Origin of the sequence: Pseudoxanthobacter soli DSM 19599 (assembly GCF_900148505.1) — a bacterium.
GTDB classification, from domain to species: domain Bacteria; phylum Pseudomonadota; class Alphaproteobacteria; order Rhizobiales; family Segnochrobactraceae; genus Pseudoxanthobacter; species Pseudoxanthobacter soli.
The window spans coordinates 399519-414487 of record NZ_FRXO01000001.1; the positions used below are offsets into that span (position 1 = coordinate 399519).

Here is a 14969-nt window from a genome sequence, read left to right on the forward strand (position 1 = left end):
CGCCAAGTCGATGAGGATGTGGCAGGGAGGTTGGCCCCCGTCGAACGGGGCCATCTGCTATTCGGCCAAAAAAAATGCCGGACCTGACGGCCCGGCACAGTCGTCACATCCGAAGATGCGACACCTTCCAGAGGGGAACAGCCGGCGATCCACGGGAGGCGAACGGGAGGGAACGCCTCGGATCAACCGACTGACGATTTTTTCTCATATTCAAGCTGCCCAAACAACCGACAGCATCGCATCTCAGATATGCGATATCTGCACCCCAAATGGGCAATTGCCGCCCTTGATGTCATGACATCGACACAGCAGCGAACCTCCGGCTTGCCCACAGCGATAAAACGATTCCTCCGCCATCCACGGAAATTCACAATCCACCGAAATCGCGGAAAATGTGACCCTGAATTGTCACGGGCGGCCGTTTACGCGCAAGATCTGCAAAAACGCCCAATGACATGCCTATGAAAAAGGCGCTTCTGACCGGACGATCAAAAGCGCCTTCATATCAGGCAGGAAACGATGCCGGAGCGCTAGACCGATCCCGCGCTCCGTGAACCGGGTTCAACGGCCGAGCGCGGCGGCCTCCGCCGACAAGGCGGTGATTCCAGCCCAGTCTCCGGCTGCGATCAGGTGCTTGGGCGCCATCCACGAGCCACCCACGCAGATGATGTTCTTCAGCTTCAGATAAGCCTTCGCCTTCTCGGGCGTGACACCGCCCGTCGGGCAGAACCGGACCGCCGGCAGCGGGGAAGAGAGCGAGCCGATATAAGCCGCGCCGCCCGAGGGCTCAGCCGGGAAGAATTTCTGGAACACGTAACCGCGCTCCAGCAGCGTCATCGACTCCGAAGGCGTGCCCGAACCCGGCAGCAGCGGCGTCGCGGCGGAATCGGCCGCGTCGAGCAGGCGCGCCGTGGCGCCCGGCGAGACGGCGAATTTGGCGCCGATGGCGTCGCACTGCTCCAGTTGAGCGGCCGTCAGCACCGTGCCGATGCCGACCTCCGCGCCCTCGACCTCGGCGGCGATGAGGCGCGCGGCCTCCAGTGCCACCGGCGTGCGCAGCGTGATCTCGAGGGCCTTGAGGCCGCCTGCGACGAGCGCGCGGGCGAGCGGCACGGCGGTCTTGAGGTCCTCGATGATCATCACCGGCACGACGGGCGCGAGCTTCAGGATCGGCTCGAGCCCGGCATTGGTCTTCGGCGCGGCGACGGCGGGGGACAGAACGTTCATGCGGCAATTCCCGAGAAGATGGTGGCGCCCTTGTCGGCCGCGCCGACCGACGCACGCAGCGGTGCGAACAGTTCGCGCCCGACGCCGAACGCCGAGGTGGAAAGATCGGCGACCGCCGGCAGGCGCTGCGCCCAGATGTGATCCTCGACGAGGATTTCCAATCGGCCGGTGACGGCGTCGAGCCGGATGACGTCGCCGTCCTGGATTTTGGCGATCGGCCCGCCGTCTACGGCCTCCGGCGTGACGTGGATCGCCGCCGGGACCTTGCCGGACGCGCCGGACATGCGACCGTCGGTGACGAGCGCGACCCGCTGGCCGCGGTCCTGGAGAACGCCGAGCGGCGGCATCAGCTTGTGCAGCTCAGGCATACCATTCGCCTTCGGCCCCTGGAAGCGCACGACGGCGATGAAATCGCCAGTGAGCGACCCCGCGCGGAATGCCTGCTGCAACTCTTCCTGACTGTGGAACACGCGCGCCGGCGCCTCGATGACATGGCGTTCGTGTGCCACGGCCGAGGTCTTGATCACGGCGTGGCCGAGCGGTCCCTTCAGCACCTTGAGGCCGCCGGTCGGCTGGAACGCCTCGCCGACGCCGCGCAGGATGGCGGTGTCGCGGCTTTCCGTCTCCGCCTCGCGCCACGTCAGGCCACCGGCCTCGTCCAGCATCGGCTCGATGGCGTAGCCGTCGAGGCCCGTGCCCCACACCGTCTTCACGTCCTTGTGCAGCAGGCCCGCGCCGATGAGTTCGCGAATGAGGAATCCCATGCCGCCTGCGGCCTGGAAGTGATTCACGTCCGCCTTGCCGTTCGGATAGATGCGCGTCAGCAGCGGCACTGCCTCGGCGAGGTCGGAAAAATCCTCCCAGGTCAGCGTGATGCCGGCCGCCGCGGCCATGGCGATGAGGTGGATGGTGTGGTTGGTCGAGCCGCCCGTGGCGTGGAGCCCGACGACGCCGTTCACCACCACCTTCTCGTCGAACAGCCTGCCGACCGGCGTGAATTCGTTGCCAAGCGCAGTCAGGCCCAGCGCCCGGCGCGCGGCGGCGCGAGTGAGTTCCTCGCGAAGCGGCGTGTTGGGATTGACGAACGACGAGCCCGGCAGGTGCAGGCCCATGATCTCCATCAGCATCTGGTTGGAGTTGGCCGTGCCGTAGAACGTGCAGGTGCCGGGGCCGTGATAGGACTGGGACTCGGCTTCCAGCAGCGCGTCGCGGCCGACCTTGCCCTCGGCATAGAGTTGGCGGATGCGCGACTTCTCGTCGTTCGGCAGGCCGGACGTCATCGGTCCAGCAGGCACGAACACCGCCGGCAGGTGTCCGAAGCTGAGGGCGCCGATCACGAGGCCCGGTACGATCTTGTCGCAGATGCCGAGATAGACGGCGGCATCGAACATCTGGTGCGACAGCGCCACCGCGGTCGAAAGCGCAATGACATCACGCGAGAACAGCGACAGCTCCATGCCGGCTTCGCCCTGGGTGACGCCGTCGCACATCGCCGGCACGCCGCCGGCGACCTGCGCCACCGCGCCGACCTCGTTGGCGGCCTTGCGGATCAGTGCCGGATAACCCTCATAGGGCTGATGCGCCGACAGCATGTCGTTGTAGGCGGTGACGATCGCGAGGTTCGGCACCGTGCCTTCGCGCAGGTCATGCTTGTCCGAAGGGCCGCACGCCGCGAAGCCGTGGGCGAGATTGGCACAGCCGAGCTTGCTGCGCTTCGGCGTGGCGCTGACGGCCTTGTCGATCCGCTCCAGATAGCGCGCCCGGGCATCGTGGCTGCGGCGCGCGATGCGTTCCGTGACCTCGCCGATACGTTCATGGAGCGTCATGACCAGTCTCCTTCGCAAATGTCCCCGAACGATAACGGCCGAAGCCCGGAAGCGTTCGCGGGTGCGGGAAAACCCGCGGGCAGGGCTATCGAGCGCGGTCGCTCTCGGTCCGGAATCGTTCCAGCTTTGCAATCGCCGGGCCGATTCCCGTCCGCCGGCGCGGGCAGACCGCATCCGGCGGTGGAATGATCGTCAGGGGCACCAATAGATGTTCAGCGGCACCCGCTTCTGGCGCAGAATGGCCCGGATCGGCATCTCTTCGGCGGGACCTTCGGCCTCGGCCTTCTCCAGCACAGCGAGCTTGCCTGCTCCCTCGATGTGCAGCACCAGCCGGTCGGTGTGCAGAAGCGCCGCAAGGGAGAAGGTGATGCGCGGCTCGCCGGCACCATCGGCCTCCATCGTCACGATCCTGTCGGGCGAGCCGAGGTCGAGCGCATGAGCGAGTTCGTTGCCGCCCGGGAAGAACGAGGCGGTGTGGCCGTCGTCGCCCATGCCGAGCACGACAGTTGCGAACGGAAATGGCAGCGCTGCCACTGTTGCTTCCAGCGCAGCCCGGCCGGCTTCCGGGGTGTCCGCGCCGTTATAGAGCGGCACGAAGCGCGCGGCGGCGGCAGCGTTGCGGATCAGCGCACGGCGGACCAGGGCGGCGTTGGAGCGCGGCGAGGTTTCAGGCACCCAGCGCTCGTCGACGAGCGTGACCGTCACCCGCGACCAGTCGAGGTCCTGGTGCGACAGCGCACCGAAAAAGCGCTCGGGCGTGCGGCCGCCGGAAACGGCGAGGCCGGCTACGCCGCGTTCGGCAATCGCGGCGCGCAGGGCCGCCGCCGTGTCGGCCGCGAGCGTCGCCGCCAGTTCGTCGGAATTCGCCAGACGGTTCATTGCCTCCGCTCCGTGTGCTGTCGTCCGCATTCCGGTCCATCGTAGCGGACGGGCCGTCTCTTTTGAACGGTTCGATCAATAGACCCGGCCGGGGACCGGGTCCATCGGGCTCACCGTCGCGGCTGGTGGGCGCCTACTCGTCGTCCTCGTGCCAGGTGCGGCCATCACGCTCGATGAGAGCCACCGCAGCCGTCGGGCCCCAGGTGCCGGAGGTGTAGCCCTTCGGCGCCTCCTTGTGCGCCTTCCAGGTCTCCAGGATCGGATCGATCCAGGTCCAGGCGGCCTCCACCTCGTCGCGGCGCATGAACAGCGACTGGTTGCCGCGCACCACGTCCATGATCAGCCGCTCGTACGCGTCTGGGTTGCGGACGTTGAAAGCCTTGGCGAAGCTCATGTCGAGCGGAATGTATTGCAGCCGCATGCCGCCCGGGCCGGGATCCTTGATCATCAGCCACAGCCGCACGCCCTCGTCGGGCTGCAAGCGGATGACGAGCCGGTTCGGCGAAATGCGGCCGGCGGTCTCGTCGAACATCGAGTGCGGGATGTCCTTGAAGGCCACCACGATCTCGGAGACGCGCGCGGCGAGGCGCTTGCCGGTGCGCAGATAGAACGGCACGCCCGCCCAACGCCAGTTGCCGATCTCGGCCTTGATGGCGACGAAGGTCTCGGTGTTGCTCGTCGAAGATCCGAGGTCTTCGAGATAACCGCCGACCGCACCGCCAGCCGATGCGCCGGCCCGATACTGGCCGCGCACGGTGAGGTGGTCGGCGTTGCTTTCGTCGATCGGCTTCAGCGAGGTCAGCACCTTCAGCTTCTCGTCGCGCACGGCGTCGGCCGCGAGCGACCGCGGCGGCTCCATCGCCACCTGGCAGAGCAGCTGCAGCATATGGTTCTGTACCATGTCGCGCAGCGCGCCGGCGGTATCGTAGTAGCCGGCCCGGCTTTCGACGCCGAGGGTCTCCGCCACCGTGATCTGCACGTGGTCGATATGGGCGGAATTCCACAAGGGCTCGAACAGCGCGTTGGCGAAGCGCAGCGCCATCAGGTTCTGCACCGTCTCCTTGCCGAGATAATGATCGATGCGATAGACGCGATCTTCCGGGAAGACGGCGCCGATAGCCGCGTTGACCCGCCTGGCCGAATCCAGGTCCTTGCCGATCGGCTTCTCGATCACCACGCGGCCATTACCCGCCGCCAGCCCGCACTTGCCGAGATTGGTGCAGATCGGGCCGAAGAAGTCGGGCGAGGTAGCGAGATAGAACAGACGGATGCGCTCGGGATCGAGACCGACATGCGCGACGAGATCCGACCAGCCCCGCTCCGCTGCCGCATCGACGGCGACATAGGACAGGCGCGACAGGAAGCGGGCGAGGGCCTCTTCCTCGATGTCGCCCGGGTCGACGTGGGCGAGCACCGACTTGCGGGCGTCGGCGACGAAGTCTTCGTTCGACAGCGGCCGGCGCGAGGTGCCGATCACGCGCGCATCCGCGGGGATCTGCCCGGCCTGGTCGCGGTGATAAAGCGCCGGAATCAGCTTGCGCTGGGAGAGATCCCCGGTGGCACCGAACACGATGATGTCGAAGGGATCGACCTCAACGATACGCGAAACCATGCAGCGGCTCCTTGATAGGGGGCGGAAACCCGGCATCGCGCCGATCGCGGCGCGCAGCGGGACTTGGAAGGCGTGTCGCCCGAACCGGACCTGTTGAGGCGACGATCCGGCTCGGTTGAATCGGTCGCGGCGAGGGGAGCGAGGGCGGTGTTCGTTCGCTGCCCTGCCGTCGTGCTTGCCATCGGGAGGGACCCCGGCGCAAGCCGTTTCAAGTTGCGGGCAGTTTCAAGGCCTGAGAAGGGTCTGGCACGATGGCAGGTGAGGCGCCCGAGCCGGGGAGGCGGCTCGGTCATCCGGTGCGAAAGCTTAGGGCAACATCTGCAAATCGTCGATGACCATTTCCATCCATCGCCGATGGTCGCGCAGGACTGCCGGCGGATGGACCGTTGGCTCCAGACACAATCGGCCGCTGCATCGCGCGGGGTGGCGTTCGGCCGGGATTCCGGTCATCTATGGCGCGTCGCCGGGAAGCCGGAGAAGGTTTGGCACTGCCCGGGATGCCGCATTCATCTTGGAGATGTTTCGTGAAGGCCTTGATAGCCATCGGCACCGCCGCCTTCGTCGCGCTGGGGGCGCCTGCAACTCCTTTGAGGGCCGCCGAGCAGCCGGCCGACACCGCCGATCCGATCCCGGAGGCGGAAGAGGGCGATTTCAATCTCGTCACCGTGGCGGCGCCGCTCGCCAACCCCTGGTCCGTCGCGTTTCTTCCCGACGGACGTCCCATCGTCACTGAACGGCCCGGGCGGTTGAACATCGTCGAGGGCGTCGGCGGCAAGATCACCCCGGTTTCGGGCGTGCCGGAGGTGTTCGTCGCCGGCCACGGCGGCCTGCTCGACGTTCATCTCGACCCGCAGTTCGAGAAGAACAAGACGCTCTATCTGTCTTACACCTGGGGGCACCGCGCCGCTTCGACGCTGCGCGTCGCGCGCGCCAAGCTCGACGGCGACAAGCTCACCAACGTCGAGGTGATCTACGAGTCCTGGCCGCCGTTGCCCGGTATCGAAAATTTCGGCGGGCGGATCACGATCGACAAGGACAACTATCTTTTCCTGAGCGTCGGCGACCGTTTCGACCTTTCGAAGCCGCAGGATCTCGGCTCGTCCTGGGGCAAGATCATCCGCATCAAGACCGACGGCGCCATTCCGACCGACAACCCGTTCGTCGGCGTGCCCGGCGCGCGCAAGGAGATCTGGGCCTACGGCGTGCGCAACCCGCAGGGCCTGACCTTCGATCCCGACACCGGCAAGCTCTGGGAGATCGAGCACGGTCCGCAGGGCGGTGACGAGCTGAACATCATCGAGCCCGGCCGGAACTATGGGTGGCCGGTCATCACCTACGGCATCGGCTACGACAACAAGCCGATCGGCATCGGCACCGAGGCCAAGGGCATGGAGCAGCCGATCTACTACTGGAAGCCCTCGATCGCCACCTCCGGGCTTGCGATCTACAAGACCGGCCCCTTCCCGCAGTGGAAGAACACCATCTGGGTTGGCGGTCTGGCGAGCGAGATTCTCGACCAGCTCAAGATGAACGGGGAGCGCGTCGCGCAGGAGCACCGCTTCCTGGAAGGCGAGATCGGCCGGATCCGGGACGTTCGCGTCGGCCCCGAGGGGTTCCTCTACCTCACCACCGATCTGGAGGACGGCGGCCTGTATCGCATTGAGCCCAAAGCGAACCCGGGTGAGCAGTCTTCCGAGAACGACACGCCCGCGACGAACGCGGCCGCGCCCGCGAAGTAGCGGCTCATTGGATGGAACCGGCTGGCTGGCGGGTCACTCCGCCCGCCAGCGCACCACCACCAGCATGGCGTAGGCCGCACAGAAGGCAGCCGCCACGAAGAACATCGCCGACGGGCCGGCGACGTCGATCGCCCGGCCCATGGATGCCGGCCCGACCAGCATGCCCGTGGCGTACATCATGATGAACCCGGCATTCGCCGTGCCGAGGTCTGCTCCTGAGAATCGCACCGCAAGCGCGGCGAGACCCACGGTGTAGAGTCCCGATATCAGCAGTCCGAACACGAACATCGCCGCGGCCATCATGGGCAGGGTCGGCGGCAGCGCGGGAACCGCGAGCGACCACAGCGCCGACGACAGCGCGATGCCGAGGATGAGCTTCTTCTTCTCGACGCGGTCGGCGAGCAGCCCGATCGGAACCTGAGACAGCCCGAACCCGATCCCGAGCGCGGAGATCACGATTGCCATCGCTGTGACGTCGAGGCCCTCGCGCGTGCCGAACACCGGCAGCAGCGCAATCGTGCCGGCGTCGACCGCTCCGAATGCGAACGCCGCCAGCGTCATCGCCGGCGCGATGGCGAGGATGCGCAGGATCGACCCACGGCTCTCCGGTTCGATGACAGGCTGGTGATGCCTCGCCATCCCGATTGGCACGATCGTGGCGATCATCACCGCCGCTCCGAGCCAGAACGGCGCCATGCCCTCCGATCCCACGACGGCCAGGATCGCGGGGCCGACGGCGAAGCCGGTCGACAGTGCCGTTCCGTATAGCCCGAGCGCGAGCCCGCGCCGCTCCGGGGGCGCGGCGCTGCTGATCCAGAACTCCGACAGGCAGAAGATCACCGTCAGCGACCCGTGGAAGCCGATTCGCAGCAGGAACCAGACCGCCAGACTCTGGACGGGAAAGAACAGCAGCAGGCTGCACGCCGCGACGACGATACCCGCCGCCATGGTGCGGAACGTGCCGAATCGGCGCGCGAGCGGCACGGCGAACGGGGTCGCGCAGATGGCAGCCACACCCGCCATCGCGGAATTCAGGCCGATCAGACTTGCGGAGACGCCGCGCCGTTCCAGCACGATGGCGAGCAGCGGCACGACGAGCGACAGCCCGATGCCGAACACGAACGAAGCGCTGACGGGCGCCAGCAGGGCAATGGTGAAAAGCCCCGGCGGACGCTGGACGCGCCGGGCGAGATCGGGCGAAACCATGGTTCTTCTTATGCTCCGCGCGGCCAAGAGGCCGCCGGAGTCCTTTTGCTAGATCCGCGCGCCGCGGCGTCGCCGATGCGTCCTCAAGGAACGCGCAGCGAACTGCATCATGCGCCTGCGAACGACGTGGACTGCTCTATAGCCCGCCTTCATGACGGAGCGATAGTGGCAGACGGAACATGGCGGGAGTGGCCGATCCCGAGTGTCCGGGTTATGAAACGGAGAATAGCCGGCTGCGTCGGACATCATCTGGCCGGCATTGCCGGAAAGGCTGATGCCATCGGCCCACGCAGCCGTCCGAAATCCGAGGCCGCCGATATGACGAACGCGAGCGCAGGCACCGCCGGCGACACAGTCGAGAGCGAGATGGCGGACAGCAGCGCGGGCCCGCTTCATCCCGTCGCTGGCCAGGTACAGCCCGGGCGTCCGGCGGCGCGCGACGAACTTATCTACGAGAAGATTCTGGCCAACATGCGCGACGGGGTCGTCTCCATCGACCTGTCCGGGCGGATTTTGACCTTCAACGAGGCTGCGGGGCGAATGCTGGGCCTCGTGCCCGCGGAGACGATCGGGCAGTTCTTCGCCGAGGTCTTTCTTCTGGAAGAGCGCTTCGAGGCGTTCAACGAGGTCGTGCTGAAGGCGATCTACGAGGACGAGGCGACCCATTCCCACGACCTGACGATCAGCAACGACGACCGCCGGGTCGACCTTCACGTCAGCTCGACCTTCCTGCTCGAGGATGTCGGCGGTACCGTGGAACGCCACGGCGTCATCGTCGTGATGAGCGACATCACCGAGGAGCGCAAGCGCCGCAAGCTCAAGCGGTTGTTCGGCGAATATCTCGACCCGCGGATCGTCGAGCAGATCGTCGCGCGCGGTGGCGGCGGCGACGAGCGCGGCCGGCGTGGAACCATGACGGTGACCTTCACCGACCTGCGGGATTTCACCGGCTGGAGCGAGCGGTTGGAGCCGGACGTCCTCGTGGCGATGCTCAACCGCTATTTCAGCGCGATGACGCGCTCCATCGGCAGCAAGGGCGGCATCACCGACAAATTCATCGGCGATGCGGTGATGGCCTGCTGGGGAGCGCCCTTCACCGACCCCGACACCCAGGCCCGCGACGCCTGCGAGACGGCGCTCGACCAACTCGCCCGCCTGCCGGAGCTTCGCGCGGCCGTCGCCGCCGACGGCGTTCCGGGCGCGGAAAAGATCGCGATCGCCGTCGGGATCGGAACGGGAGAGGTCATTTCCGGCGACGTGGGCACGGAGCAGAGCCGGAATTTCACGGTGATCGGCAATGCCGTCAACGTGGCCGCCCGCCTCCAGGACATCGTCAAGCTCTACGGCCATCCGATCCTCGTGTCCGGCGAGACGCGAAGCCGCGCCGGCGAGGGCCTTCTGTTTCGGGAGGTCGACCGCATCGTGCTGCGCGGGCGCAGCAGGCCGGAACCCGTCCATGCGCTGATCGGCTTCTCCGCGACGGTCTCCGACGGGGAAAAGCGCGCGGCAGAGTTCTACGAAACCGCGCTCGGGCTCTATCGGGGGCGGGATTTCGCGGGTGCCGTCGCCGCCTGCTCGTCGGTCCTCGCCCTCAATCCCGCCGATCAGGCGGCCGGACTGCTGATTCGGCGATCGCGCATATATGAGGCCGCCCCGCCGCCGGAGGACTGGAACGGAGTCTGGGACGGGCCGAGATAACGCAGGGCCACGCAGGTGATGTCGTCCGCCTGGGTGGCGCCGCGTTCGAACTCGCGCACCGCGCGGAACACATCGTCCGTGATCGCGGTCGTCCCCTGGCCGTCGCCGATGTCCTGCACCAGGTCGGCGAGGCGCTGGTCGCCGAACGCGACTTCGTCGATATCGAACGCCTCCGTCACACCGTCGGTATAGAGCAGCAGCAGATCGCCCTCGCCGAGAATCAGGCTCGCGTCCGCATAGTGCTGTCCGCCCATGACCGCGACCGCCATGCCGCCGGTGCGCGGAACGATCCTCACGGGCTGCCCGGGTGACTTCACCAGCGGCGGATTGTGGCCTGCATTGACGTAGTCGAGGCGCCCGGTCTGAAGATCAAGTACGCCGAAGAACAGCGTGACGAACATCATCTGATCGTTCTCGGTGGCGATGACGTCGTTCAGAAGCTCCACGCAGTCCGACGGTCGTTCGGAAAACAGCGTGGTGGCCTTCAGGAGGGTGCGCGTGATGGCCATGAACATGGCCGCCGGCACGCCCTTGCCGGAAACGTCCGCCACCACGACGCCCAGCTTGCCGTGACCGAACAGGAAGAAATCGTAGAAGTCGCCGCCGATTTCCTTCGCCGGCGTCATGCGGCCATGGATGTCGACATTCTCGCAGGCGGGCAGTTCCTTCGGCAGGATGGAAAGCTGGAGTTCGCGCGCGATTTCCAGTTCCTGCTGCAGGCCGGCGAGCTTGGCGCGGGTCGCGATCGACTCCCTCAGCTCCGCCACCAGTTCGCGGAGGCGGTTGTGCTGGTCGACGATGCGCGCCGACATGCGCTGCAGCAGCGCGGCGAGAAGGCCGAGCTGGCCGGTCTCGGGATCGGCCTGGAGTTCGTTGCCCTTGCTGCCGCCGACGATGGCCGTCAGATCCTCCATGACCGCTGTCCGGCCGTCGTGTTCGAGCGTTCGGGCGAGGGCCTCGAGCTGGCGCTTGATGAGCCGCTCCTGGCGGCGACGCTGGCGCTCGGTCTCCATGTTGGTCTGCGCGAGTTCGATCGCGTTCCGGCGGAACACGGAAACGGTGTCGGCGATCGCGCGGATCTCGCCGTCGCCGGTTTCCTCGATCTCGACACTGGTATTGCCCTGGGACAGCGCCTTCAGGACCGAGATCGCGCTTTCGAGGGGCTGGAAGCTTCGGCGCAGATAGAAGAACAGCCAGCCGAGCGTGATCAGGAGGAACGCGCCGATGATCATCAGGCCGAGCTGTTCGGCATCGCGAACGTCGCCGAGCGTCTCGGTGGTGTCTCTCAGTGACACGAGCGTTCCGGTATAGCCGCCGACGAGGTCCGGGACCGGAACGCTCGTCGCCAGCATCAGCCGCTCATCGGTCGCGAGATCGAGCGTCTTGACCTCGGCGTGTCGACGGGGGACTTCCGGCTGCGCCGCCGCCCATAGGGTCGGATCCGTGCCGGTGATCATCCGGCCGCGCAGGGTCACGAGGAAGGCTGGCGCCCCGTAGGCCTGCGCGAAGCGCTGAAGCAGAGGTGCTGCGTCCCGGGCGACCGTCAGGATGGCGATCACCTTGCCGCGCACCGCCAGCGGCACCGCGGAGACGACGACATAGCGGTTGGGATTGTCCTGGAGCAGGCCACCGACGTCGGTCTTGCTGCGGGCGACCTTCGCGGCGGCGATGACGTCGAGCAGCGGGCGCTGGTCGTTGCCCGCCGTGTTCGAGTAGAGGCGGTTGCGATCGAGGTCGACGACCTGAACCATGTCCGCCGCCGAAAGCTCGGCGGATGCCGAAGCGACGGCCTCGACGATCCGGCGGCGCAGGTCAGCCGGATCGGCGCTATCCAGCGGGCCGAGGGCTTTCACCAGCGTGTCCGCGGTGCGGTTGAGGTCTTCGACCTCCTGCTGCAGCAGGACCTGCCACAGCGCCTGCTGGCCCGCGATCGCCACGGCAGCGAAGCGGTTGCTCTCGCTTTCATCGCGCTGCGCGCTCGCGAGCAGCAGCACCGTGAGGACGATCAGGAACGCGATGGAGAGGAACAGCGTGAGCCGGGTGCGCAGCAGCATGCGTCAGCCCCTTCCGCCGGTGGCTTTGCGGAGCGCGCCGAAAGCGAACGACACGGCTGCGAGAGCCGTCAGGCCGACGGCCGCGGAAGCGGTGCCCGAGCCGGCGAGGGCGGCGATGGCGATCGCACCGGCCGCGAGAAGCGCCGCCGCGATCCAGCCGATGCCGCCGATCGGCACGAGCGCTCGTCCGCCGGCATTGACGATGGCGCCGCCAAGACCGATGCCGACGAGGAGCGCCGCGAGCGGAAAGCCCTCGACCCGCATCAGCGCCATGGCGAGGCCCGCCCCCGCGAGCGCCGCGGCGGTGGTTGCCAGCAGTTCGCGCTTCGCCGGCCGCAAAAGCGGCAGGATCGCCAGCCCGCAACCGAACAGCGCATAGGCGAACGCGAGCAGCGGATTATTGTCCCTGGGGATACCCGCCGACATCACCACCTCGATCCACGCGACCGCCGCGCCCGCCGCGAGCGCAAGCCCGGCGGTTTTCGCGATGTCGCCGCGAAGGACCTGGATCGTCCAGCGGTGCGTCGACCGGCCGCGAAGCGACAGCGCGGCAAGGAACAGCACGCCGAAGCAGGCGCTCATCGCGTCCATGGAACCGCGGCGGCCGAACGACAGCGAGGCGAAGTTCGCGATCGCCGGGCCAATGGCCTCACCGGCGAGCAGGATCAGCACCGTGCGCCATGGCCGGCGGATGAAGCCGCCATCGAAGCCGATCAGCGTCCAAACCGCGAGCCAGGTTCCGAACCCGAGGAAGAAGCGCAGCCAGAGGATTTCCACCGCGCCGCGGCTTTCCGAGCCCATGGCCATGACCACGGAGGCGATGGCGAGACCGAACGCGATCACCGCCGGCCGTCCCCGAACGACCAAGAGCGCGACGAGCAGCCCGAGCAGGCGGCCTGCGGCATCCGTGCCAAGCGACGCCGCGACTTCGAGCGCCCGGGACGTGGCATCGTCCATCCTGTCGGCGGCAAAGCCGGACAGGATCGGGCGCGTCGCCCCCGCGAGGGCGAGCACCGGCAGTGCCCACCATCCCGGCCAGAACGTGACGCTGCGGGGCCGCGAGACCGGGGTAAAGGCGGCGAGCGATCCGAGCGGGGCGATGGCCCGGCTGACGCGGGCGGCGAGGCTGCCGTCGAAGTCGACCGCCCGGATCTCTTCGGCAAGCGTGGCCGCGGCACGCGCCTCGCCGCGCACTTCGTTGAGGCGGGTGTAGGCGACCTCGATCAGTTCGACCAGTGGCGTATCCCAGCGAGGCAGGGACTCGTCGCGGAACCGGCCGCGCGCCACCGTTCTCGCGACGGCGACGAACCGCGCCTTGCGCAGGTCGATCACCTCCACCAGCAGCCAGCGCATCGCAACGCCCACGACGAGCGCCGCAAGCAGGATCGCGGCGCCCGCGGCATAGAGGAACGCCGTCCGGGTCTCCGAGAGGATGCGGTAGGAGGGCATCAGCAGCACGGTGCCCTGACGCTGGCCGTTCAGCTCGATCGGAACGGCGACTGGCCGTGCCTGGGGCGGAGAGCTGGCGTCCCGGGCCGTGAACAGCGTCTTGCCGTCGTTGTCGACGACGGAAATCGCCACGATCTCGTCGTTCGAGCGCAGTATCTGGTTGAAATAGTCTTCCACGCCATAGAGCTCGGGCATGGGAATGCCGTAGCCCACGGCTCGCTCCACCGAGAGGGCGATCGAGGCCCCGATCGAGCGAACGCTCGCCCGCGTGGCGAGCCTGAGCGACGTGTCGTGCGTATGCTGTAATTGCAGTCCGAACGCGACGGCCGCCGCCAGCACGGCCAGCGCGACGATGCCCGCGAGGACAACCGCGGTCAGGTCGTTGAGGCGCGGCGTGCTGGCGTGGCGCTCAGATTTCAGCATCGATCGCCTGCAGGTCGCGGTTGATGCCGGCGATGACGCCGCGCGCGTGCCGGATGCTGCCGGCCGCATTCGCGGTCACGACCACGAGCGGCTCGTCGCCGGGTTGGGGCTGCAGTTCGTCGTCGAGCAGGCGGCGGGCGATCCGGCGTGTGCGCCGCTGGTGAAAGTCCGCCGCATAGAACCCGCCGATCCCACCGACGATGACGACGAAGATGAGCGGCAGCACGGATTGGGAAATCGCCGGCACCACGACGTTCGCCGTCTCGTCCACCACGTTGGCCTTGACCACGATCACGGTATAGCCCGCCACGGTGCCGAAATCGGTCTCCACCGCGGTGCCGAGCACGAGATCGTCGCGGTCGAGCACCCGCCAGAACCGGTGACCGTGATTGTTCCTCAGGGCGGCCAGCCAGGCCCCCGGCACGCGCTCCCCCTCCGCGCCGCGGTCGGTTCCGAACGCCGATACGCCGTCGGCGGTGAAAACCTCCACCGCCTCGATGTCGGCTTCCTCGGTGATAGTGCGCTCGAAGAGCTGGATCAGGTCCTGGAGTTCGCCGAGCGGCAGGTCCAGGCTGAGATTGGCCTGCACCGCGTCGTTGACCCGCGCGAGCACGAATTCGAGATGGGCTTCCTTCAGCTTGCGGTCGCTCTGCTCGGCCACGCGGGAGCCGACGACGATGAGCATGACAAATGCCACCGCCGCGCTCAAGGCGCCGAGCACGGCAGCTTTGGTCCGAAAGCGCATCGTCGATTCCCTGGCCCTGGCTTGCTTCGGAACGCCCTTTTCCGAATTCCGCCTTCCCCCCGAACAATCGAATCGTTCTTGGAGGCATCCCTGCTGCGGGGTGGCCAGCAT

Annotated in this window: 10 protein-coding genes; 2 read left to right on the plus strand and 8 right to left on the minus strand. The window is 67.4% G+C overall.

Annotation, left to right across the window (positions count from 1 at the left end):
• Positions 1-561: 561 nt before the first annotated feature.
• The 4 genes from eda to zwf form a co-directional block, all read right to left on the minus strand.
• On the minus strand, positions 562-1227 hold the full coding sequence (gene eda, locus BUF17_RS01715) for a bifunctional 4-hydroxy-2-oxoglutarate aldolase/2-dehydro-3-deoxy-phosphogluconate aldolase (RefSeq protein WP_073625471.1): 666 nt from the start codon (positions 1225-1227) through the stop codon (positions 562-564).
• A complete protein-coding gene (edd, locus tag BUF17_RS01720) occupies positions 1224-3053 on the minus strand; it encodes a phosphogluconate dehydratase (protein WP_073625472.1) in 1830 nt (609 codons plus the stop codon). Before edd ends, eda begins: the two co-directional genes overlap by 4 nt.
• Before the next feature lie 192 nt (positions 3054-3245).
• Positions 3246-3932: a 6-phosphogluconolactonase gene (pgl, locus tag BUF17_RS01725; RefSeq protein WP_073625473.1), complete on the minus strand. Its 687-nt coding sequence runs from the start codon at positions 3930-3932 to the stop codon at positions 3246-3248.
• Between the two features lie 133 nt (positions 3933-4065).
• Positions 4066-5544, minus strand: coding sequence for a glucose-6-phosphate dehydrogenase (gene zwf / locus BUF17_RS01730; RefSeq protein ID WP_073625474.1), 1479 nt, complete (start codon positions 5542-5544; stop codon positions 4066-4068).
• Between the two features lie 524 nt (positions 5545-6068).
• On the opposite strand from zwf, the gene BUF17_RS01735 reads away from it, so the two are divergent.
• Positions 6069-7283, plus strand: a complete 1215-nt coding sequence (locus tag BUF17_RS01735; RefSeq protein ID WP_073625475.1) for a PQQ-dependent sugar dehydrogenase — start codon at positions 6069-6071, stop codon at positions 7281-7283.
• A gap of 33 nt (positions 7284-7316) precedes the next feature.
• On the opposite strand, the gene BUF17_RS01740 is transcribed toward BUF17_RS01735, so the two are convergent.
• Positions 7317-8489, minus strand: coding sequence for an MFS transporter (locus BUF17_RS01740; protein ID WP_073625476.1), 1173 nt, complete (start codon positions 8487-8489; stop codon positions 7317-7319).
• Positions 8490-8807: 318 nt separating this feature from the next.
• Here BUF17_RS01740 and BUF17_RS01745 point away from each other — a divergent pair, with 318 nt between their 5' ends.
• Positions 8808-10187, plus strand: a complete 1380-nt coding sequence (locus tag BUF17_RS01745; protein ID WP_073625477.1) for an adenylate/guanylate cyclase domain-containing protein — start codon at positions 8808-8810, stop codon at positions 10185-10187.
• Here the strand turns inward: BUF17_RS01745 and BUF17_RS01750 are convergent.
• Genes BUF17_RS01750 through BUF17_RS01760 form a run of 3 tightly spaced genes read right to left on the minus strand, consistent with a single transcriptional unit; the run spans position 10094 to position 14858 of the window.
• The gene (locus BUF17_RS01750) at positions 10094-12241 is read right to left on the minus strand and encodes a PP2C family protein-serine/threonine phosphatase (protein ID WP_073625478.1); all 2148 of its coding nucleotides are present in this window, start codon (positions 12239-12241) and stop codon (positions 10094-10096) included. The genes BUF17_RS01745 and BUF17_RS01750 overlap by 94 nt on opposite strands.
• Positions 12242-12244: 3 nt before the next feature.
• Positions 12245-14113 (minus strand): hypothetical protein, encoded by a 1869-nt coding sequence (locus tag BUF17_RS01755; RefSeq protein ID WP_073625479.1) that lies wholly within the window; start codon positions 14111-14113, stop codon positions 12245-12247.
• Positions 14100-14858, minus strand: a complete 759-nt coding sequence (locus BUF17_RS01760) for a hypothetical protein (protein WP_073625480.1) — start codon at positions 14856-14858, stop codon at positions 14100-14102. The genes BUF17_RS01755 and BUF17_RS01760 overlap by 14 nt, the downstream gene beginning before the upstream one ends.
• Between the last annotated feature and the right edge of the window lie 111 nt (positions 14859-14969).